Consider the following 19,443-nt stretch of genomic DNA (forward strand, 5'->3'; position numbering starts at 1 on the left):
AGCGGACTCCTCTGTGCCCTGACTTAGCTGGTTTCCCGTATTGCCTACGGATTGTAACCCCCGCGGGGGTGGATGTCAGCGACGACCTTTGCCCAACAGATAAATTTCCGTGGAGCGGTCGCGCGAGGCCTTGGGCTTGCGGCTGACCACCTCGTCGAACAGTTCCCGCATGGACTTGAGGTACGGCTGAAAATCGCTGCCCTGAAAAACTTTGACGAGAAAACTCCCGCCCGGTTTCAGATGGTCGCGAACAAACTCCAGCGCGAGCTCGCACAGGTGAAAACTGCGCGCCTGATCGATGGCGCTCATACCCGAGATATTGGGCGCCATGTCGGATATTACAAGATCGAGTTCGCGCCCGCCGAGCAGCGCCACAAACTGGTCGAGCACTTCCTGCTCGCGGAAGTCGCCCTGGATGAACTCCACGTCGGGGATCGGGTTCATCGGCAGGATGTCGAGCGCGTACACCTTGCCCTTGTCGCCCACCAGCCGTGCCGCCACCTGAGACCAGCTGCCCGGCGCCGAGCCCAGGTCGGCCAGCACCGTACCGGGGCGGATCAGTTTGTCCTTGTCGTTGATTTCCAGGAGCTTGTAGGCGGCACGGGCACGGTAGCCGTCCTTTTGCGCCATGTGCACGTAATGGTCGTGCACGTGCTCCCGAAGCCAGTCGTTGCTGGATTTGCTTCTAGCCATTGATGTCCTGCTCAGTCGTCTTGAAAACGGCTCCCTGCCCGGTCATGCCGGCGAGGCCGTCGTGTAGCTTGACGCTACACTCTCTCTAAAGGTACTCCAGCCGGCGCTTTGGGCAAAGGGCGAAAGTTTAGTAGAATCTCGTTTTATTCAGGAAGCCCATGCCCATGAAAATCGACCTTGCTCCATTCGAGCGCCAGTACTTGAAAGGGCTCGCCCACGACCTCAAACCGGTAGTGATGATCGGCAACCACGGCCTGACCGAGGCGGTGGTGCGGGAAATCGCCATCAACCTCGATGCGCACGAGCTGATCAAGATCCGGGTACAAGGGGACGACCGCGATGCCCGCGTGGCGCTGTTCGATCAGATCTGCGACGAACTGGGCGCCGCCCAGGTCCAGCACATCGGCAAGCTGCTGGTGCTGTGGCGCCCGTCCGACAAACAGCGCGTGGTGCTGCCCAAGAGCAAGAAGGCGCTCAAGGCGCAGCCTTGATCCAGCCGACGGTTCCGGCAACGAAAAAAAAAGCGGTGGCGCAACCCACCGCTTTTTTTCATTCCGCACCAACGACAGACTCAGCTGTCCCGGCGCAGGATATAGGCCAGTCCCATCAGGCTTTGCAACAGGTAGATCAGGCTGGAGATGGCGTGCCAAGTGGCGAAGCCGCCGCCGAACAGCCCTTCCGCCGCCTGGTTCATCTGCAGCTTGAGGTTGGCGATGATCGGCGACACCGCGAAATGGTTGATCAGGGTGCACAGCAGCATGCCGACGATCAGCCAGAACGTGGCAGACTTGACGCCACGCACCCCCTCGCGCCAGATGTAATCCACCAGCAAGAACGCCCCACACACCAGCCCGATCCAGGCGATGGCGGAAAACAGCTTGCCGGCCACCATGCCGGCCGTGGCTCGGTTCAGCACCGAAAACAGCACCGGCGTCACGACGATGCCGATGACCCACATCCCCCCAATCCAGAAGGTGCGGGTAATCGCCCTCAATCCATCCATGCGCAGCCCCTTTAACCGACATGCACGGCGTGGCGGCGTATTACCGCCGTGACCGCTCAGATGTATTTGACGTCCAGGATCTCGTATTCGCGGATGCCCCCCGGCGCCATCACCTCGGCGACGTCACCGGCTTCCTTGCCAATCAGCGCGCGGGCGATCGGCGAGTTGACCGACACCTTGGCGAACTTGATGTCGGCTTCATCGTCGCCGACGATCTGGTAGGTCACTTCTTCTTCGGTTTCCAGGTCCATCAGGTCGACCGTGGTGCCGAATACGATGCGGCCTTCGGCGTCCAGTTCGCTCGGGTTGATGATCTGGGCGTTGGAGAGCTTGCCCTCCAGCTCGGCGATACGACCTTCGACGAACGCCTGACGCTCCTTGGCGGCATCGTATTCGGCGTTTTCCGACAGATCGCCATGGGAGCGGGCCTCGGCAATGGCCTCGATCACCGCCGGGCGTTCCACGCTCTTGAGCCGCTGCAGTTCTTCTTTCAGCAGTTCTGCGCCACGCAGGGTCAACGGGACTTTGTTCATTCGACTTCTCTCCGCAGGCGGGAGCCCCGCCATCATGAAAAAGCACAAGCCGCCGTACGGGACGGCGGCTTGGCTGCTAGCTTGATGCCTGAATTGTAACGGCAAACGGCGCGGGGTTCAAAGGTTGGCAGCAACCCGCGCCGTCAGCCTTGGTCAGCCGTTGCGGACCATGGCGTGCAGATCCTGCACGCTGTACACGTCGAACTCCTCGGCGTGCGCCATGCCGACGCACACCGCCTTGGCACCGGCCAGCGTGGTGTACTGCGGCACGCGCATCTGCAGCGCCGAGCGGCGAATCGAATGGCTGTCCTGGATGGCCTGACGCTTCTCGTCCACGGTGTTGAACACCAGGCTGATCTCGCCGTTCTTGATCATGTCGACGATGTGCGGGCGGCCTTCGTTGACCTTGTTGATCACCTGCACCGGGATGCCGGCTTCCTGGATGCCGCGCGCGGTACCCCGGGTCGCCACCACCTCGAAGCCGAGGCGTACCATCTCGCGCGCCACTTCCACCGCGCCGGGCTTGTCGCTGTTGCGCACCGACAGGAACACCTTGCCCGACTTCGGCAGGCGGTCGCCGGCGGCCAGCTGGCCCTTGACGAAGGCCTCGGCGAAGCTGCGGCCAACGCCCATCACCTCGCCGGTGGACTTCATTTCCGGGCCGAGGATGGTGTCCACGCCAGGGAACTTGATGAACGGGAACACCGCTTCCTTGACCGCGTAGTACGGCGGAACCACTTCGGCGGTGAAGCCCTGCTCGGCCAGAGTGATGCCGGCCATGCAGCGCGCGGCGATCTTGGCCAGCGGCGCACCGGTCACCTTGGAGACGAACGGCACGGTACGCGAGGCGCGCGGGTTCACTTCCAGCACGTAGATGGTTTCGCCCTGGATGGCGAACTGCACGTTCATCAGGCCGACCACGTTCAGCGCCTTGGCCATGGCCACGGTCTGGCGGCGGATCTCGTCCTGCACCGCCGGGAACAGGCTGTACGGCGGCAGCGAGCAGGCCGAGTCGCCGGAGTGCACGCCGGCCTGTTCGACGTGCTGCATGATGCCGCCGATCACCACCAGCTCACCATCCGATACCGCGTCGACGTCGACCTCGATGGCGTCGTTCAGGAAGCGGTCGAGCAGCACCGGGCTGTCGTTCGACACCTTGACCGCTTCGCGCATGTAGCGCTCGAGGTCGGCCGGCTCGTGCACGATCTCCATGGCACGGCCGCCCAGTACGTAGGACGGGCGCACCACCAGCGGGTAGCCGATTTCCTCGGCCAGGCGCATGGCGTCGGCCGGGGTACGGGCGGTACGGTTCGGCGGCTGCTTCAGACCGAGTTCCTGCAGCATCTTCTGGAAACGCTCGCGGTCTTCGGCGCAGTCGATCATGTCCGGCGTGGTGCCGATAATGGGCACGCCATTGGCTTCCAGCGCGCGCGCCAGCTTCAGCGGGGTCTGGCCGCCATACTGCACGATCACGCCGAATGGCTTCTCGACGTGGCAGATTTCCAGCACGTCTTCCAGCGTCAGCGGCTCGAAGTACAGGCGGTCGGAGGTGTCATAGTCGGTCGACACGGTTTCCGGGTTGCAGTTGACCATGATGGTCTCGAAACCGGACTCGCGCAGCGCCAGCGCCGCGTGCACGCAGCAGTAGTCGAACTCGATGCCCTGGCCGATGCGGTTCGGGCCGCCACCCAGCACCATGACCTTCTTGCGGTCGGTCGGGTTGGACTCGCACTCTTCCTCGTAGCTCGAGTACATGTAGGCGGTGTTGGTGGCGAATTCGGCAGCGCAGGTGTCGACGCGCTTGTACACCGGGCGCAGGTTCAGCGCCCAGCGGCGCGCACGCACGGCGGACTGGTCGACGCCCAGCAGCGCGCCCAGGCGGCGGTCGGAGAAGCCCTTGCGCTTCAGGCGACGCAGTTCGGCGTAGTCGAGCTCCTCGAGCTTGCGACCGGCCAGCGCCTTCTCTTCGCCGACGATGTCCTCGATCTGGGCGAGGAACCACTCGTCGATCTTGCTGATGGCGTGGATGTCGCCACGGCTCATGCCGGCACGGAAAGCGTCGGCGACGTAGAGGATGCGCTCCGGTCCCGGTGTGCCGATCTCGTGGCGGATCTGCTCCAGGTCGGTAGTGACCGGGTCGAAACCGGCGAGACCGGTCTCCAGGCCACGCAGCGCCTTCTGCATCGATTCCTGCAGGGTACGGCCCATGGCCATCACCTCGCCCACCGACTTCATCTGGGTGGTCAGGCGGTCGTCGGCCTGCGGGAACTTCTCGAAGGCGAAGCGCGGGATCTTGGTGACGACGTAGTCAATCGACGGTTCGAACGAGGCCGGGGTGGCGCCGCCGGTGATGTCGTTCTTCAGTTCGTCCAGGGTGTAGCCCACGGCCAGCTTGGCGGCGACCTTGGCGATCGGGAAGCCGGTGGCCTTGGAGGCCAGTGCGGACGAACGCGACACGCGCGGGTTCATCTCGATCACGATCATTTCGCCGGTGGCCGGATTGGTGGCGAACTGCACGTTCGAACCGCCGGTATCCACGCCGATCTCACGCAGTACCGCCAGCGAGGCGTTACGCATGATCTGGTATTCCTTGTCGGTCAGCGTCTGCGCCGGGGCCACGGTGATCGAGTCACCGGTGTGCACGCCCATCGGGTCGAAGTTCTCGATCGAGCAGATGATGATGCAGTTGTCGTTGCGGTCGCGCACCACTTCCATCTCGTACTCTTTCCAGCCGAGTACCGATTGCTCGATCAGGAGTTCGTGCGTCGGCGAGGCCTCGAAGCCGCGCTCGCAGATCGCCAGGAATTCTTCCTTGTTGTAGGCGATGCCGCCGCCGGAGCCGCCCATGGTGAAGGACGGACGGATCAGGGTCGGGAAACCGACCTTGGCCTGCGCCGCCAGCGACTCTTCCATGGTATGGCAGACGAAGGACAGCGGGCAGGACAGGCCGATCTTGGCCATGGCTTCCTTGAAGCGGCCGCGGTCTTCCGCCTTGTCGATGGCGTCTTCGGTGGCACCGATCAGCTCGACCTTGTACTTCTCCAGCACGCCGTTGCGCGCGAGGTCCAGCGCGCAGTTCAGCGCGGTCTGGCCGCCCATGGTCGGCAGGATCGCGTCCGGACGCTCCTTGGCGATGATCTTTTCCACCACCTGCCAGTTGATCGGCTCGATGTAGGTCACGTCGGCCATGTCCGGGTCGGTCATGATGGTGGCCGGGTTGGAGTTGACCAGGATGACCTTGTAACCCTCTTCACGCAGCGCCTTGCACGCCTGGGCGCCGGAATAGTCGAATTCGCAGGCCTGGCCGATCACGATGGGACCGGCGCCGATGATGAGAATGCTCTTTAAGTCAGTACGTTTTGGCATCGTTAGGGCTCAATTTGGATCATTTATTCAGTTCAGGCTCGCCGCGGCCAGCTTGGCGCCAAAGCCCAGAAACAGCGCGCCGGTGCCACCGGTGGCCGCACTGGCCAGCCGGCGCCGCGCGCGGAAGGCGTCGGCCAGGCGGCTGCCGGCCAGGATCAGCGCCGTCAGGTAGCTGATGCTGCAGACCTGCAGCATGCTCCCCAGCGCGACGAAGGTCAGCGCCGGGTAGGGGTAGGCCGGATCGACGAATTGCACGAAGAACGACAGGAAGAACAGGATGGCCTTGGGGTTCATCAGGCTCAAGGTCAGCGCCCGCCGGAACGGATCGCGGCTGCCAAGATTGATTGGCTGGGCGGCAGCGACCGCCACCGGCCGGAACCAGCGCTGCAGCGCGCCGCGCAGCATGTTGATCCCCATCCACGCCAGATAGGCCGCACCGATGTACTTGACCACCCAGAACAACGCCGGATAGCTCTTGAGCAGCGACGCCGCCCCGGCAGCCGTTGCCACCATCAGCAGCGTATCGCCGAGCAACACCCCGCCGGCAGCCTTGAAGCCGGAACGCACCCCGCGCTGTGCCGCCACCGACAGCACGTACAGCGAGTTCGGCCCGGGCAGCAGGACGATGATGATGGTGCCTATCAGGTAGGTCAACGGATCGGTAATTCCCAGCATGTTCTGACTCCCGTCGTGGGCCGGCACGCTTGCGCGCCGGCCTCATGCGGCCTCTCAGCCGCGTTCGTCCATCGCCTTGATGAACTTGTCGAACAGATACGCCACGTCGTTCGGGCCGGGGCTCGCTTCCGGGTGCCCCTGGAAGCTGAAGGCCGGGCGGTCGGTCAGCGCGATGCCCTGCACGGTACCGTCGAACAGCGAGCGGTGGGTGACGCGCACGTTGGCAGGCAGGCTGTTCTCGTCCACCTGGAAGCCGTGGTTCTGGCTGGTGATCATCACGCGCCCGGTATCCAGATCCTGCACCGGATGGTTGGCGCCGTGGTGGCCGAACTTCATCTTGGACGTCTTGCCGCCGGTGGCGAGACCCAGCAGCTGGTGGCCCAGGCAGATGCCGAACACCGGCAGCTTGGTGTCGAGGATTTCCTTGATCGCGCCGATGGCGTAATCGCACGGCTCCGGGTCTCCCGGACCGTTGGACAGGAACACGCCGTCCGGCTTGAGCGCCAGCACGTCCTTGGCCGGGGTCTGCGCCGGCACCACGGTCAGCTTGCAGCCGCGCTCGGCCAGCATGCGCAGGATGTTGTGCTTGACGCCGAAATCGTAGGCCACCACGTGGTGCTTTGGTTCGGTCTGCGCGGTGTAGCCCTCGCCCAGGCGCCATTCGCGGGTATCCCACTGGTAGATCGAGTCGCAGCTGACCACCTTGGCCAGATCCTGACCGGCCATCGTGCCGAAGCCGCGCGCCAGTTCCAGCGCGCGCGCCTCGTCGATCTCGCCGGCCATGATGCAGCCCGGCTGGGCGCCTTTTTCACGCAGGATGCGGGTCAGCTTGCGGGTGTCGATGTCGGCGATGGCCACCACGTTGTGGGCCTTGAGGTAGTCCGACAACGACGCCTCGGCGCGGAAGTTGCTGTGCAGCAGCGGCAAATCGCGCACGATCAAGCCGGCCGCGTAGACGGCGCGCGACTCGGTGTCTTCCGCATTCGCGCCGACGTTGCCGATATGCGGATAGGTCAGGGTGACAATCTGCTTGGTGTAAGAAGGGTCCGTCAAGATTTCCTGGTAGCCGGTGATGGCGGTATTGAATACCACTTCGCCGACCGTATAGCCGGTGGCACCGATGGCACTGCCCTTGAAGAGGGTTCCGTCAGCCAAGACAAGAATCGCGGGTACGGATGACACTGACTGGCTCCTGTTCCGTTTGCTCTGTTTTCGAAGCTTTTATGTGAAGAACGGGACACCGCGTCGTAACGCCTGTCCCGTTTTGTTAAACCTTAACAGTATAATTTTTTTAGCTATTTCTGGCAAGGCGACTCCACCTATCGAACAGGCGACAGCAAAGAAGCGTTTGCCACCGGCACAGGGGGAGCCACCCCCATGCCGGCGGCAAGCGCCGGTCAGAACTGCGCTTCGTCCAGTTCCAGCACACTGTCGGCCCCGTGCAGGATGGCTGCCGCCAGGCCGCTCACCTGCGGCAGCAGGTGCTCGCCGAAGAAGCGTGCCGTCACTTGCTTGGCCGTGAGGAAATCGGCATCGGCGCCTTCGTCGGCCAAACGCTCGCGGGCGATCAGCGCAGCACGCCCCATCTGCCAGCCGCCAAGCAGGATACCCATCAGCTTGAGGAACGGCACCGAGCCGGCGGCGGCCCGTTCCGGTTCGCTGGCGAACGATTCCAGGATGAACGCCACGCAGCGCTCGGCTTCCGCCGCCGCGCTCTTCAGGTTCGCCGACAGGTTATCAAAACCGGTTGCCGCGAGCTTGTCCGCCGTGGACTGCACCTCGGCCAGCAGCGCACGCGCGGTGGCGCCGTTCTCCGCCGCGGTCTTGCGCCCGATCAGGTCCAGCGCCTGGATGCCGGTGGTGCCTTCGTAGATGGCGGTGATGCGCGCGTCGCGGTAGTACTGCGCCACGCCGGTTTCCTCGATATAGCCCATGCCGCCGTGCACCTGCAGCGCCAGCGAGGTGATCTCGTTGGCCTGCTCGGTGTTCCAGCCCTTGACGATGGGGATCAGGAAGTTGACCAGCGCCTGGTTGCGCGCCTTCTCCTGCGGATTGGGGTGGCGCGCGGCACGATCCAGCGCCGCGGCGGCGACGAACGCCAGGGCGCGCTGCGCCTCGATCTGCGCCTTCATCGTCATCAGCATGCGCCGCACGTCCGGGTGCCGGATGATGGCCACGCCGGAAGCATCGGGCGAACCGATGGCCCGGCTCTGCACGCGTTCGCGGGCGTACTCGACGGCCTTCTGGTAGGCCCGCTCCGACACCGCCATGCCCTCGATGCCGACGCCGAGCCGGGCGTGGTTCATCATGGTGAACATGTAGGAGAGCCCCTTGTTCGGCTCGCCCACCAGGTAGCCGACCGCACCGCCCTGGTCGCCGAAGCTCATCACTGCCGTCGGGCTGCCGTGAATGCCCAGCTTGTGCTCCAGCGACACGCAGCGCAGATCGTTGCGCGCCCCCAGGCTGCCGTCGGCATTGAGCAGGTACTTGGGCACGACGAACAGCGAGATGCCCTTGACGCCGGCCGGAGCGTCCGGCAGCCGCGCCAGCACCAGATGCACGATGTTCTCGGCCAGGTCGTGCTCGCCCCAGGTGATGAAAATCTTCTGCCCGCTGATGCGGTAGCTGCCGTCACCGTGCGGCACGGCACGGGTGCGCACCTGTGCCAGATCGGAGCCGGCCTGCGGCTCGGTCAGGTTCATGGTGCCGGTCCACTCGCCGGTGGCCATCTTCGGCAGATAGACGGCCTTGATCTCGTCCGAAGCGTGGTGGTTGATCGCCTCCACCGCGCCCAGCGTCAAGAGCGGCGCCAGCGAGAACGCCAAATTGGCCGAACACCACATTTCCTCGGCGGCGATGGCCACCAAGGCCGGCAGGCCCTGGCCGCCGAATTCGAGCGGAGCACGCAGCCCCACCCAGCCGGCGTCGACGTACTGCTGCCAAGCCTCCTTGAAACCGGGCGCGGCGCTGACCACGCCGTTGTCGAGCTTCGCCCCCTTGTCGCCGGAGGCATTGATCGGCGCCAGCACGCTCTCGGCGAACTTGGCGCCCTCCTCCAGAATGGCGTCGACCAGTTCCACACTGGCGTCCTCATAGCCCGGCAGGGAGCAGACTGCGGTCAGTTCGGCCAACTCGTTGAGGGCGAAACGGATATCTTTCAGGGGAGCATGGTAAGTCATGTCAGCACCTCGCTTCTCGTGTTTTCTCGTGATGTAAAAAAAGGCCGGTCTGACGCCGGCCTTGTTGTGTTTCTGATATCGCTACTGCCTGCCGCTTACTTGGACAGCTCGGCGATCAGCTCCGGCACCACGGTGAACAGGTCACCGACGATGCCGTAATCGGCCACCTGGAAGATCGGCGCCTCTTCGTCCTTGTTGATGGCGACGATCACCTTGGAGTCCTTCATGCCGGCCAAGTGCTGGATGGCGCCGGAAATGCCCACGGCGATGTACAGCTGCGGCGCCACCACCTTGCCGGTCTGGCCGACCTGGTAGTCGTTCGGGGCGTAGCCGGCGTCCACGGCGGCACGCGAGGCGCCGACAGCGGCGCCCAGCTTGTCGGCCAGCGGCTCGATGATGGCCTTGAACTGCTCTTCCGAACCCAGCGCGCGACCGCCGGAGACAATCACCTTGGCCGCACCCAGTTCCGGACGGTCGGATTTGGTCAGTTCCTGGCTGATGAAGCTCGACAGCTGCGCCTCGGCCGCTGCCGTCACGCTCTCCACGCTGGCCGCACCGCCCAGCGCCGCCGCATCGAACGCCGTGGTGCGCACGGTGATCACCTTGATGCTGTCGGACGACTGCACCGTGGCCAGCACGTTGCCGGCGTAGACCGGGCGCACGAAGGTGTCGGTCGATTCGACGGCGACGATGTCGGAGATCTGCGCCACGTCCAGCAGCGCGGCAACGCGCGGCAGGAAGTTCTTGCCCGAGGTGCCGGCCGGGGCCAGCACGTGGCTGTAGCCACGGGCCAGCTCCACTACCAGCGCGGCCAGGTTTTCGGCCAGGCCGTGGGCGTACGGGGCGGCGTCGGCCACCAGTACCTTGGCGACACCGGCGACGGCCTTGGCCGCGTCGGCTACCGCGCCGCAGTTATGGCCGGCGACCAGCAGGTGCACCTCGCCACCGATCTTGGTGGCGGCGGTGACGGTGTTGAGGGTGCCTGCCTTCAGGCTCTGGTTGTCGTGTTCAGCGATAACGAGAATGGCCATGATCACAGCACCTTTGCTTCATTCTTGAGTTTGGCGACCAGTTCGGCGGCGTTGGCCACCTTGATGCCGGCGGAGCGCTTGGCCGGCTCGGCCACCTTGAGGGTCTTCAGGCGCGGCGTCACGTCGACGCCCAGTTCTTCCACCGTCAGCTTGTCGAGCGGCTTCTTCTTGGCGGCCATGATGTTGGGCAGCTTGACGTAGCGCGGCTCGTTCAGGCGCAGGTCGGTGGTCACCACCGCCGGCAGGCGCAGCTTGACGGTTTCCAGGCCGCCGTCCACCTCGCGGGTGACGTCGACGGTTTCGGCCGCCAGGTCCACCTTGGAGGCGAAGGTGCCTTGGCCCCAGCCCAAGAGCGCGGCGACCATCTGGCCGGTCTGGTTGGCGTCGTCGTCGATCGCCTGCTTGCCGAGGATCATCAGCTGCGGCTGTTCCTTCTCGGCCACGGCCTTGAGCAGCTTGGCCACGGCCAAGGGCTGCAGCTCGGCCTCGGTCTCGACGTGCACGGCACGGTCGGCGCCCATCGCCAGCGCGGTGCGCAGCGTCTCTTCGCATTGCTTCACGCCCAGCGAGACGGCCACTACCTCGCTGACCTTGCCGGCTTCCTTGAGACGCACCGCCTCTTCCACGGCGATTTCGTCGAACGGGTTCATCGACATCTTGACGTTGGCGATATCCACCCCGGAGCCATCGGCCTTGACCCGGACTTTCACGTTGTAATCGACAACGCGTTTCACAGCGACTAGAACTTTCATATTCCTCCAGCAAGTGTCGTCTGTCTGGTATTGGACGGCATGCCCAAGCATGCGTGACATGCAGTTGCGTCGATTATGCACGTTCGCAAAAATAAAACGAGCGTTTGGTAGAGAAAGGATGGGTGGACCGTCTCAAAAACGCAACTGAATTTCAAATACTACCTTGTTTCCGCTCGATTTGCATGCTGTGGAAAGTATGACAAGATGCAGTGCAACATCTCCATGACAAATGCAGGGGCACCGCATGACCACGATTTATTTCGAGGATATCGAGATCGGCCAGAGCGCCGAATACGCCAAGACCATCACCGAGGCGGACATCCTGATGTTCGCCGCCGTTTCGGGAGACAACAATCCGGTACACCTGAACCAGGAATACGCCGAGCAGACCCCGTTCGGCACGCGCATCGCCCACGGCATGCTCACGGCGGGACTGATTTCCACCGTGGTCGGCACCCGGCTGCCGGGCGAAGGCACCATCTACCTGTCGCAATCGACCCGCTTCAAGGCGCCGGTCAAGATCGGCGATACCGTCACCGCCCGCGCCACCGTCATCGAACTGGACCCGGTCAAGAAACGCGTCCAGTTCTCCACCCAGTGCCTGGTCGGCGGCAAGGTAGTGCTGGAAGGCGAATCGCTGGTGATCGCGCCGTCGCGCGCAGCAAGCTGAACGGCGACGCCTCCCCTCACAAGAGCCGTACCGGAGTACGGCTCTTTGACTTTGCACCGACCGGCCTTGTCCGATCAGCCCAGCTTGACCATCTCGAGGTCACGGATGCTGCGCCCCAGGAAGCGCTCGCCGATGGTCTGAAACCTGAGCGGGATGTCGGTGACGTAGTAGCGGTATTCCGGCGTGCCGCGTTGCGGATTGAGCAAGTCGAGCCCGCCCAGCACCTCGGCGGTGGCTTCGGCCGTGGTCAGCGCCGAGTCGACCAGTTCGATCCGGCCCTCGGTCACCTCGGCCAGCAGCGGCTTGATCAGCGGGTAATGGGTGCAGCCCAGCACCAGCGTGTCGACGTTTTCCACCAGCACCGTTTTCAGGTACTCCTCGGCGGTGAGGCGGGTCACCGGGTGATCGACCCAGCCCTCCTCGACCAGCGGCACGAACAGGGGACAGGCCTGGGAGTACACCCGCGCCTCGGGCTGGAGGCGGTGGATCTCGCGGGCGTAGGCGTTACTGTTGACGGTGGTGGACGTGGCGATCACGCCGATCTCGTGGCTCTGGCTCACCTTGACCGCCGCCTGCGCGCCGGCCTCGATCACGCCGATCACCGGGATGTCGCCGGCCTGCTCGCGCACCTGCTCGAGCGCCACCGCCGAAATGGTGTTGCACGCCACCACCAGCGCCTTGACCTCATGCTGCAGCAGGAACTCGACGATCTGACCGGAAAAGGCGCGGATGGTTGCCACCGACTTGACGCCGTAGGGAACGCGCGCGGTGTCGCCGAAATAGATGATGTCCTCGAACGGCAGGCGGTCCATCAGGGCCCGCACCACGGTCAGCCCGCCCACACCGGAATCGAACACCCCAATCGGACGACGCGCTTTGGCTGCTGTCATGACGTTTCCTCAAGCAAACAAGGCGCGCATCTTAGCACGCCTCATCGTCACCCCCTGCGGCTCTGGCAGCATGCTGTGCCAGCGCCCATTGCACATGCTCACGCACCAGCTCCGACGGATCGTTCTCCCTGGCCTTCAGCGCCGCCAACACCGCCGGCGCGCTCGGGGCGTTGCCGAGGCCGACCGCCAGGTTGCGCGACCAGCGCTCGTAGCCGATGCGGTAGATCGGGCTGCCGGCCATGCGCGCGGCGAAGTCGTCCGCGCTCCAGCCGAACAGCTCGGCCAGCGAGACGTCGTCGAGCCCGTGGCGCACCGCGAAGTCCGCCTCCTCGGTCGGCACGGCAAAGCGGTTCCACGGACAGGCCAGCTGGCAGTCGTCGCAGCCGTACACGCGGTTGCCGATCAAGGGCCGCAGCTCCGGCGGAATCGCCCCAGCCAGTTCGATGGTCAGGTAGGAAATGCAGCGGCGCGCATCGACCTTGTAGGGCTCGACGATGGCCAGCGTCGGGCACACATCGAGGCAGCGCGTGCAGCGGCCGCAATGCTCCTCTTCCGCCTCGTCGGGCGGCAAGGGCAGGTCGGTGAACAGTTCGCCGAGAAAGAACAGCGAGCCGTGCCGGCGGTTGAGCAGCAGCGTGTGCTTGCCACGCCAGCCGAGTCCGGCCTGCGCCGCCAGCGCCACCTCGGCCACCGGCGCGCTGTCGGTGAACACCCGATGGCCGAACTCGCCCACCACCGCCTGCACCCTTTCCGCCAGCTTCTGCAGACGATTGCGCAACACCTTGTGATAATCGCGGCCCAGCGCGTAGCGCGACAGATAGGCGCGCTCGCCGTCGGCCAGCACCGCGTCGGCGTCACGCGCCGCGCCCGGCCAGTAATGCATGCGTAGCGAGACGATCGACAGCGTCCCCGGTACCAGCTCCGCCGGACGCAGCCTGAGCACGCCGTGGCGCGCCATGTAGTCCATCTCGCCATGACAGCCTTCGGCCAGCCACGCCAGCAGCGTCGCTTCGGCCTCGGGCGGCAGCTGCGGTCGGGTGATGCGGGCATCGGCAAAGCCCAATTCGCCCGCCCACGCTTTGATTTGCCGCGCCAATTCGGGATAATCCGGTTTTTGCAAGGACTTCTCGGTCATGGAGATGGATGATACCAGTGTTCGACAGGGCAGCCTGCCCGATGAGCCCGCCACGCTAGCGTTGGGCGGGGCACTGGCGCGCGCCGTCGTCCCCGGCACCGTCATCTACCTGTGGGGCGACCTGGGCGCCGGCAAGACCACGCTCAGCCGCGGCCTGCTCGCCGGACTCGGCCACCACGGCCGGGTCAAGAGCCCGACCTATACCCTGGTGGAAAGCTACCTGCTCGCCACTCTCACGGTACACCATTTCGACCTCTACCGCTTCGCCGACCCGGAAGAGTGGGAGGATGCCGGCTTTCGCGACTATTTCGGCCCCGACACGCTCTGCCTGGTGGAGTGGCCGGACAAGGCAGAAGGCCTGCTGCCGCGCGCCGACCTGATCGTGGAACTGGCCGTCGCCGGCAGCGGTCGGAAGTATAAAATCACCGCCCAAACGGACATTGGACAGTCATGCCTCACCCGCCTTTCGATCCCGCCCGCCGCCGCCTGATCGGCGCCGCCGCCGCGACCTTCCTGCTGACGGTCAGCCGCGTCGGCCTGGCTGCCCCGAGCCAGCTCGTCGCCCTGCGGGTCTGGCCGTCGTCCACCTACACCCGCGTCACGCTGGAAGCCAACGAGGCGCTCAAATACAAGTACTTCAGCATCCCCAACCCCGACCGGCTGGTGATCGACATCGAAGGCGTGCAACTCAACGCGGTGCTCAAGGACATCGGCAGCCAGATCAGCACCGCCGACCCGTTCATCCAGACGGCCCGTGCCGGCCAGTTCACCCCCGATACCGTGCGCATCGTGCTGGACCTGAAGTCCGACATCAAACCACAGGTGTTCACCCTGGCGCCGGTAGCGGAATACCACCACCGGCTGGTCATCGATCTCTACCCCACGGCCCAGCAGGACGACCCGCTGCTGGCGCTGCTGGAAGACTACAACAAGGGCAAGCTGGAACAGCCGCCGCTCAAGTCGAAGAACAAACCCGACAAGAGCCGCCCGATCCTGATCATGCTCGACCCAGGCCACGGCGGCGAAGACCCCGGCGCAGTCGGCCCCTCCGGCACCCGCGAGAAGGACGTGGTGCTGAAGATCGCCAAGCAGCTCAAGCGCATGATCGACGCCGAACGCAATATGAAGGCCTACATGACGCGCGACGAGGACGTGTTCATCCCGCTTGGCGTGCGCGTGGCCAAGGCGCGCAAGCTGGGCGCCGACCTGTTCATCTCGATCCACGCCGACGCCTTCCTCAACCCCAGCGCGCGCGGTTCGTCGGTGTTCGCGCTGTCGGAGCAAGGCGCCACCAGTACCGCGGCGCGCTACCTGGCCAAGACGCAGAACGACGCCGACCTGATCGGCGGGGTGAAGATCACCAGCAAGGACCGCTACCTGGCGCACACCCTGTTCGACCTGACCCAGACCGCCACCATCAACGACAGCCTCAAGCTCGGCAAGAGCGTGCTCAGCAAGATCGGCGAGCTCAACCGGCTACACAAGGACGAAGTGGAACAGGCCGGCTTCGCCGTGCTGAAGGCGCCGGACATCCCGTCCATCCTGGTCGAGACCGCCTTCATCAGCAATCCGGAAGAAGAACGCCGGCTGATGGACAGCACCTTCCAGCAGAAGGTGGCCGAAAGCATCTTCGGCGGCGTACGCAGCTACTTTGCCCAAGGCGCGGCGCTGGCGCGCGTCTGAGGCGTTTCGACAAGACCGCAAAGCACATGGCCCGCTGATGCGGGCCATGTGCTTTGTCCTTAAGAAGCATTTTTCAGCGCAGATCGCTCGGCGGCTCACTATCCGGATGCTCTTCCTCCGCCGGCAGACGATAGCTCTCGTCCGCCCACTGCCCCAGATCGATCAGCTTGCAGCGCTCGCTGCAAAACGGCCGGTAGCGGCTCTGCGGCTCCCAGCGCACGGCGGCACCACAGGTCGGGCAGGCGACGATTCGTACCTTCTCGCTCATGACGATACTCAGAACTTGCAATGGGTCAGGGTGAATTCGACATCGGCCTCGGTCGGCTTGGGCCGGCTCTCGCCGGTGGCCGCGTTGATGAAGCGGATGTTCAGCGCATACTTGTTGGCCGACAGCTCCGGCAGGGCGCCGAGCGACTCGTCGAAACCGATGCGGATCAGCTGCACCACCTTGCCGCCGGACATCTGCTGGAACACCCCGCGCCGCGCCACGTACTGGTGCGACTTGCCGCCGTTGCGCAGCAGCTTGAGCAGGATGCGCGATGCCTCGGCCGTCGGCATCAGCGGCGCGGCCCAGCGCTGCAGATCGACACGGCGCTCATCCGGCTGCTTGAGCTGCCAGAGATAATACGACGGCAGGTCGAACTGGCAGGTTCCGCCGGGGATGCCGGCCCGCTGCTTGATCGCCATCAGCCACTCGTTTTCCCGCAGATGCTGGCCGAACTTGCCGGTCAGATCCAACAGATTCCCCGCCGTGCTCTCGATCTCGTCGATGACCCCTTCCAGCATGTCTTCGGACACATTCGGATTGTCGCGCAGGGCCTCGAGAATCTGCTTCTGCCGTTCCAGCTCCTGCAGCAGCTCGGCCTTGAGATCGGCGCGTGACGCCGTCTCCATCAACTCGAACAGCGTCAGGATGGCGGAATGGTGCTCGAAGGGATGATCTTGGGAAATGAAAAAGGCCAGGCGCGCGTACAACTGCTCCAAGCGCAGCAGCATCCGAGTTTTCTCGGTAACGGGAAATTCAAAACTGATCACGGCACCACGGCCCTTCTAGATGGCTTTTATTGGAGTAATTGTTTGCGCCGGTCATGAAGCGGAGCGCAGTCGGCCTCATCACTGGCCCCGAGCCCTGGCGAGGCTCGACAGATAATAACGATGTTTGGCCTCGACTTGAAGCGCAAGTTCACTCAGCGTGCCGCTATTGTCAATAATATCGTCGGCGAGCTGCCGCTTGACCGCGCGCGGCATCTGCGCCGCCATGATGGAACGCACCTGCGGCTCGCTCAAGCCGTTGCGCTGCATCACCCTGGCCACCTGAACCTCTTCGTCGCAATCGATCAGCAAGCTGCGATCCACCACCTCGCGATAAGCCTGGCTTTCAAACAGCAAGGGCACCACCAGCAAGGCGTACGTCCCCTCCACCTGGGCCAGTTGGGCCAAACTGTCTTCGAGAATCAGCGGGTGCAGGATGGCCTCGAGCTCTTTCCTCGCCTCGGGCTGCTCGAACACCAGCTCGCGCATGCGCTGACGATCGAGCGCCCCGTCTGCCCGCTGAAAACCCGCCCCGAAGCGCTCCACGATCAGCGGCATCGCCCGCCCCCCGGGGGCCGTCAGGGCATGCGACAGCTCGTCGGTATCGACCACCGCCACACCGAGATCAGCAAAACAGCGGGCAGCGGCGCTCTTGCCCGACCCGATGCCGCCGGTCAGCCCGACCACCTTAGCGGCCGCCAAGGTACCACCCGACAATCTGTTCTCCCCACAGCAAGGCGATCCACCCCGCCAACGCCAGGTAGGGCCCGAACGGCAAATGCTGCCCACGGCCCAAGCGGGCCAGCAGGATCATGGCGATGCCGAACACGGCCCCCACCAGCGAAGACAGCAGGATCACCAGCGGCAGCATCTTCCAGCCGAGCCAGGCACCCAGCGCCGCCAGCAGCTTGAAGTCGCCGTAACCCATGCCCTCCTTGCCCGTCACCAGCTTGAACAGCCAGAAGATCAGCCACAGCGACGCATAGCCCGCCATGGCACCGATCACCGCCTCGTCGAGCGGCACGCGTCCGCCCAACAGACTGAACAGCAAGCCCCCCCACAACAAGGGCAGGGTCAGCGAGTCCGGCAACAACTGGGTATCGGCATCGATGAACGCCAAGGCGATCAGCGTCGCGGTCAGGGCGGCGTAGCCCAGCAGATCGAGCGTCCAGCCGAAACGGTAGGCCAGTGCCGCGAACATCAGACCGCACATCAACTCCACCAGCGGATAACGCCGCGCGATCGTCGCCCCGCAGTTCCCGCACCGCCCGCGCAACAGCAGGAAGCTCAACACCGGGATATTCTGCCAGGCCCGCACCGGTGCCTGGCACGAAGGGCAATGCGAGGCCGGCGTCAGCAGGTTGAAGCGCGGTCCCTCCTCCGCCGGCTGACCGCTCAACAACGCACACTCCTGCTGCCACTCCCGCTCCAGCATCTTGGGCAGGCGGTGGATCACCACGTTCAGGAAACTGCCCACCAGCAAACCCAGCAAGGCCACCACCCCGGTCATCAACACCGGGTTGGCCGACAGTACCTCATCCATCTCCGTCATCATCAACCGACCACCTGCCCCATCTTGAAGATCGGCATGTACATGGCGATCACCAGGCCGCCGATCAGCACCCCCAGAACGATCATGATGACCGGCTCCAGCAGACTGGACATCGCCGCCACCGCATTATCGACTTCTTCCTCGTAGAAATCCGCCACCTTCTCGAGCATGTGGTCAAGCGAGCCCGACTCCTCGCCGATCGCCGTCATCTGCATCACCATATTGGGGAACAAATTGGTGCGCTGCATGGCGAAACTGAGGCTGGAACCGATACTGACCTCCGACTGGATGCGCTTGGTCGCCTCAACGTAAACCTGGTTGCCGGAAGCCCCCCCCACCGAATCCAGCGCCTCCACCAGCGGCACCCCGGCCGTGAACATGGTGGCCAACGTGCGCGCCCAGCGAGCGATGGTCGCCTTCTGCACCACCTCGCCCAGCACCGGCAGCTTGAGCAGCAAGCGGTCGACCTGTTCCTGGAACTTGGGCGAACGCTTGAAGAAGAACATGGCGCCGAAGATGCCCCCGAAGACGACGGCAAAGATCAACCACCAATAGCTGACGAAGGCATCGGACAGCCAGATGACGAACAGCGTCGGCGCCGGCAGATCGGCACCGAAACTGGAAAACAGATCCTTGAACGCCGGAATCACGTACAACATGATGATGGTGGTGATGATGAAGGCGGTGGCGATAATGGCCGAGGGATAGATCATCGCCGATTTGATCTTGCCCTTGATCGCCATGATTTTTTCGCGGTAGGTCGCCAGCTTGTCCAGCAGCGAATCCAGCACCCCGCCGGTCTCCCCGGCGGCAATCAGGTTGCAGAACAGCTTGTCGAAGTACAACGGGCGCTTGCGAAAGGCCTCGGCCAGCGACATGCCGGTTTCCACATCGGCGCGCACCTCCAGCAGCATCTTGGTCACGGCCGGGTTGCTATGGCCCTTGGCCGAGATATCGAAGGCCTGCAACAGCGGCACCCCGGCCTTCATCATCGTGGCCAGCTGACGGGTAAACAGCGTGATGTCGCGCTCGGTGATGCGCCGCCCGAACCCCGCCTTGCGCTTCTTCAGCTTCAGCACCGTGATGCCCTGACGCCGCAACTGGGCCTTGGCCACCATTTCGGACTCGGCGCGCATCTCCCCCCGCACCACCTTACCGGTACGGTCCTTGCCTTCCCACTCCCAGATGTGGACCGCCGCCGTGGGCAGTTTCTTTGTCAGCGTCGCCATGGCGTCTCACTTCCCTGCAG

20 protein-coding genes are annotated in these 19,443 nt (G+C 64.4%); 4 read left to right on the plus strand and 16 right to left on the minus strand.

Annotation, left to right across the window (positions count from 1 at the left end):
• Positions 1 to 75: 75 nt before the first annotated feature.
• Complete coding sequence (locus tag PSEMAI1_RS0116990) at positions 76 to 693, minus strand: RlmE family RNA methyltransferase (protein WP_024304018.1); 618 nt, start codon at positions 691 to 693, stop codon at positions 76 to 78.
• A 170-nt stretch (positions 694 to 863) separates the two neighbouring features.
• On the opposite strand from PSEMAI1_RS0116990, the gene yhbY reads away from it, so the two are divergent.
• Positions 864 to 1,184, plus strand: a complete 321-nt coding sequence (yhbY, locus tag PSEMAI1_RS0116995) for a ribosome assembly RNA-binding protein YhbY (protein ID WP_198019681.1) — start codon at positions 864 to 866, stop codon at positions 1,182 to 1,184.
• Between the two features lie 80 nt (positions 1,185 to 1,264).
• On the opposite strand, the gene PSEMAI1_RS0117000 is transcribed toward yhbY, so the two are convergent.
• The 8 genes from PSEMAI1_RS0117000 to PSEMAI1_RS0117035 all read right to left on the minus strand — a co-directional run bounded on the left by PSEMAI1_RS0117000 (position 1,265) and on the right by PSEMAI1_RS0117035 (position 11,232).
• Positions 1,265 to 1,696, minus strand: a complete 432-nt coding sequence (locus PSEMAI1_RS0117000; RefSeq protein WP_024304020.1) for a DUF4149 domain-containing protein — start codon at positions 1,694 to 1,696, stop codon at positions 1,265 to 1,267.
• Positions 1,697 to 1,752: 56 nt separating this feature from the next.
• Positions 1,753 to 2,229, minus strand: a complete 477-nt coding sequence (greA, locus tag PSEMAI1_RS0117005; RefSeq protein ID WP_024304021.1) for a transcription elongation factor GreA — start codon at positions 2,227 to 2,229, stop codon at positions 1,753 to 1,755.
• Between the two features lie 153 nt (positions 2,230 to 2,382).
• A complete protein-coding gene (gene carB, locus PSEMAI1_RS0117010) occupies positions 2,383 to 5,595 on the minus strand; it encodes a carbamoyl-phosphate synthase large subunit (protein ID WP_024304022.1) in 3,213 nt (1,070 codons plus the stop codon).
• Positions 5,596 to 5,622: 27 nt separating this feature from the next.
• Complete coding sequence (gene leuE / locus PSEMAI1_RS0117015; RefSeq protein WP_024304023.1) at positions 5,623 to 6,270, minus strand: leucine efflux protein LeuE; 648 nt, start codon at positions 6,268 to 6,270, stop codon at positions 5,623 to 5,625.
• Between the two features lie 54 nt (positions 6,271 to 6,324).
• Positions 6,325 to 7,452, minus strand: coding sequence for a glutamine-hydrolyzing carbamoyl-phosphate synthase small subunit (gene carA, locus PSEMAI1_RS0117020; protein ID WP_024304024.1), 1,128 nt, complete (start codon positions 7,450 to 7,452; stop codon positions 6,325 to 6,327).
• A gap of 215 nt (positions 7,453 to 7,667) precedes the next feature.
• Positions 7,668 to 9,449 (minus strand): acyl-CoA dehydrogenase C-terminal domain-containing protein, encoded by a 1,782-nt coding sequence (locus tag PSEMAI1_RS0117025; RefSeq protein WP_024304025.1) that lies wholly within the window; start codon positions 9,447 to 9,449, stop codon positions 7,668 to 7,670.
• Between the two features lie 95 nt (positions 9,450 to 9,544).
• Positions 9,545 to 10,480, minus strand: a complete 936-nt coding sequence (locus PSEMAI1_RS0117030; RefSeq protein ID WP_024304026.1) for an electron transfer flavoprotein subunit alpha/FixB family protein — start codon at positions 10,478 to 10,480, stop codon at positions 9,545 to 9,547.
• Positions 10,481 to 10,482: 2 nt separating this feature from the next.
• The gene (locus PSEMAI1_RS0117035; RefSeq protein ID WP_024304027.1) at positions 10,483 to 11,232 is read right to left on the minus strand and encodes an electron transfer flavoprotein subunit beta/FixA family protein; all 750 of its coding nucleotides are present in this window, start codon (positions 11,230 to 11,232) and stop codon (positions 10,483 to 10,485) included.
• Between the two features lie 244 nt (positions 11,233 to 11,476).
• On the opposite strand from PSEMAI1_RS0117035, the gene PSEMAI1_RS0117040 reads away from it, so the two are divergent.
• The gene (locus tag PSEMAI1_RS0117040) at positions 11,477 to 11,902 is read left to right on the plus strand and encodes a MaoC family dehydratase (RefSeq protein ID WP_024304028.1); all 426 of its coding nucleotides are present in this window, start codon (positions 11,477 to 11,479) and stop codon (positions 11,900 to 11,902) included.
• Positions 11,903 to 11,976: 74 nt separating this feature from the next.
• Here PSEMAI1_RS0117040 and murI read toward each other — a convergent pair whose 3' ends face one another.
• Together murI and queG are read right to left on the minus strand one after the other, a co-directional pair.
• A complete protein-coding gene (murI, locus tag PSEMAI1_RS0117045; RefSeq protein ID WP_024304029.1) occupies positions 11,977 to 12,792 on the minus strand; it encodes a glutamate racemase in 816 nt (271 codons plus the stop codon).
• Positions 12,793 to 12,823: 31 nt separating this feature from the next.
• Positions 12,824 to 13,927, minus strand: a complete 1,104-nt coding sequence (queG, locus tag PSEMAI1_RS0117050; RefSeq protein ID WP_024304030.1) for a tRNA epoxyqueuosine(34) reductase QueG — start codon at positions 13,925 to 13,927, stop codon at positions 12,824 to 12,826.
• On the opposite strand from queG, the gene tsaE reads away from it, so the two are divergent.
• Together tsaE and PSEMAI1_RS0117060 are read left to right on the plus strand one after the other, a co-directional pair.
• Positions 13,926 to 14,417 (plus strand): tRNA (adenosine(37)-N6)-threonylcarbamoyltransferase complex ATPase subunit type 1 TsaE, encoded by a 492-nt coding sequence (gene tsaE / locus PSEMAI1_RS0117055; protein WP_024304031.1) that lies wholly within the window; start codon positions 13,926 to 13,928, stop codon positions 14,415 to 14,417. The genes queG and tsaE overlap by 2 nt on opposite strands.
• Positions 14,378 to 15,610 (plus strand): N-acetylmuramoyl-L-alanine amidase, encoded by a 1,233-nt coding sequence (locus PSEMAI1_RS0117060; RefSeq protein WP_024304032.1) that lies wholly within the window; start codon positions 14,378 to 14,380, stop codon positions 15,608 to 15,610. The genes tsaE and PSEMAI1_RS0117060 overlap by 40 nt, the downstream gene beginning before the upstream one ends.
• A 73-nt stretch (positions 15,611 to 15,683) precedes the next feature.
• Here the strand turns inward: PSEMAI1_RS0117060 and yacG are convergent, their stop codons facing one another.
• From yacG to PSEMAI1_RS0117085, 5 genes are all read right to left on the minus strand, one after another.
• Positions 15,684 to 15,878, minus strand: coding sequence for a DNA gyrase inhibitor YacG (gene yacG, locus PSEMAI1_RS0117065; protein ID WP_024304033.1), 195 nt, complete (start codon positions 15,876 to 15,878; stop codon positions 15,684 to 15,686).
• Between the two features lie 8 nt (positions 15,879 to 15,886).
• Positions 15,887 to 16,645 carry a cell division protein ZapD gene (gene zapD / locus PSEMAI1_RS0117070; protein WP_024304034.1) on the minus strand — a complete coding sequence of 253 codons (759 nt, stop codon included), beginning with the start codon at positions 16,643 to 16,645 and terminating at the stop codon, positions 15,887 to 15,889.
• A gap of 78 nt (positions 16,646 to 16,723) precedes the next feature.
• Positions 16,724 to 17,344 carry a dephospho-CoA kinase gene (coaE, locus tag PSEMAI1_RS0117075; protein WP_024304035.1) on the minus strand — a complete coding sequence of 207 codons (621 nt, stop codon included), beginning with the start codon at positions 17,342 to 17,344 and terminating at the stop codon, positions 16,724 to 16,726.
• A complete protein-coding gene (locus PSEMAI1_RS0117080; protein ID WP_024304036.1) occupies positions 17,331 to 18,185 on the minus strand; it encodes an A24 family peptidase in 855 nt (284 codons plus the stop codon). The genes coaE and PSEMAI1_RS0117080 overlap by 14 nt, the downstream gene beginning before the upstream one ends.
• Before the next feature lie 11 nt (positions 18,186 to 18,196).
• Positions 18,197 to 19,423: a type II secretion system F family protein gene (locus PSEMAI1_RS0117085; RefSeq protein ID WP_024304037.1), complete on the minus strand. Its 1,227-nt coding sequence runs from the start codon at positions 19,421 to 19,423 to the stop codon at positions 18,197 to 18,199.
• Between the last annotated feature and the right edge of the window lie 20 nt (positions 19,424 to 19,443).

It is taken from the genome of Pseudogulbenkiania sp. MAI-1 (genome assembly GCF_000527175.1).
GTDB lineage: Bacteria > Pseudomonadota > Gammaproteobacteria > Burkholderiales > Chromobacteriaceae > Pseudogulbenkiania.

Excerpts from the sequence above, each read along its gene's own strand:
- queG (WP_024304030.1), bottom strand. The coding sequence starts at position 13,927 with ATGACCGAGAAGTCCTTGCAAAAACCGGATTATCCCGAATTGGCGCGG.
- PSEMAI1_RS0116990 (WP_024304018.1), bottom strand. The coding sequence starts at position 693 with ATGGCTAGAAGCAAATCCAGCAACGACTGGCTTCGGGAGCACGTGCAC.
- PSEMAI1_RS0117035 (WP_024304027.1), bottom strand. The coding sequence starts at position 11,232 with ATGAAAGTTCTAGTCGCTGTGAAACGCGTTGTCGATTACAACGTGAAA.
- greA (WP_024304021.1), bottom strand. The coding sequence starts at position 2,229 with ATGAACAAAGTCCCGTTGACCCTGCGTGGCGCAGAACTGCTGAAAGAA.
- PSEMAI1_RS0117080 (WP_024304036.1), bottom strand. The coding sequence starts at position 18,185 with ATGGATGAGGTACTGTCGGCCAACCCGGTGTTGATGACCGGGGTGGTG.
- leuE (WP_024304023.1), bottom strand. The coding sequence starts at position 6,270 with ATGCTGGGAATTACCGATCCGTTGACCTACCTGATAGGCACCATCATC.
- murI (WP_024304029.1), bottom strand. The coding sequence starts at position 12,792 with ATGACAGCAGCCAAAGCGCGTCGTCCGATTGGGGTGTTCGATTCCGGT.
- yacG (WP_024304033.1), bottom strand. The coding sequence starts at position 15,878 with ATGAGCGAGAAGGTACGAATCGTCGCCTGCCCGACCTGTGGTGCCGCC.
- PSEMAI1_RS0117025 (WP_024304025.1), bottom strand. The coding sequence starts at position 9,449 with ATGACTTACCATGCTCCCCTGAAAGATATCCGTTTCGCCCTCAACGAG.
- carB (WP_024304022.1), bottom strand. The coding sequence starts at position 5,595 with ATGCCAAAACGTACTGACTTAAAGAGCATTCTCATCATCGGCGCCGGT.
- PSEMAI1_RS0117000 (WP_024304020.1), bottom strand. The coding sequence starts at position 1,696 with ATGGATGGATTGAGGGCGATTACCCGCACCTTCTGGATTGGGGGGATG.
- PSEMAI1_RS0117060 (WP_024304032.1), top strand. The coding sequence starts at position 14,378 with ATGCCTCACCCGCCTTTCGATCCCGCCCGCCGCCGCCTGATCGGCGCC.
- PSEMAI1_RS0117040 (WP_024304028.1), top strand. The coding sequence starts at position 11,477 with ATGACCACGATTTATTTCGAGGATATCGAGATCGGCCAGAGCGCCGAA.
- PSEMAI1_RS0117085 (WP_024304037.1), bottom strand. The coding sequence starts at position 19,423 with ATGGCGACGCTGACAAAGAAACTGCCCACGGCGGCGGTCCACATCTGG.
- tsaE (WP_024304031.1), top strand. The coding sequence starts at position 13,926 with ATGGAGATGGATGATACCAGTGTTCGACAGGGCAGCCTGCCCGATGAG.
- PSEMAI1_RS0117030 (WP_024304026.1), bottom strand. The coding sequence starts at position 10,480 with ATGGCCATTCTCGTTATCGCTGAACACGACAACCAGAGCCTGAAGGCA.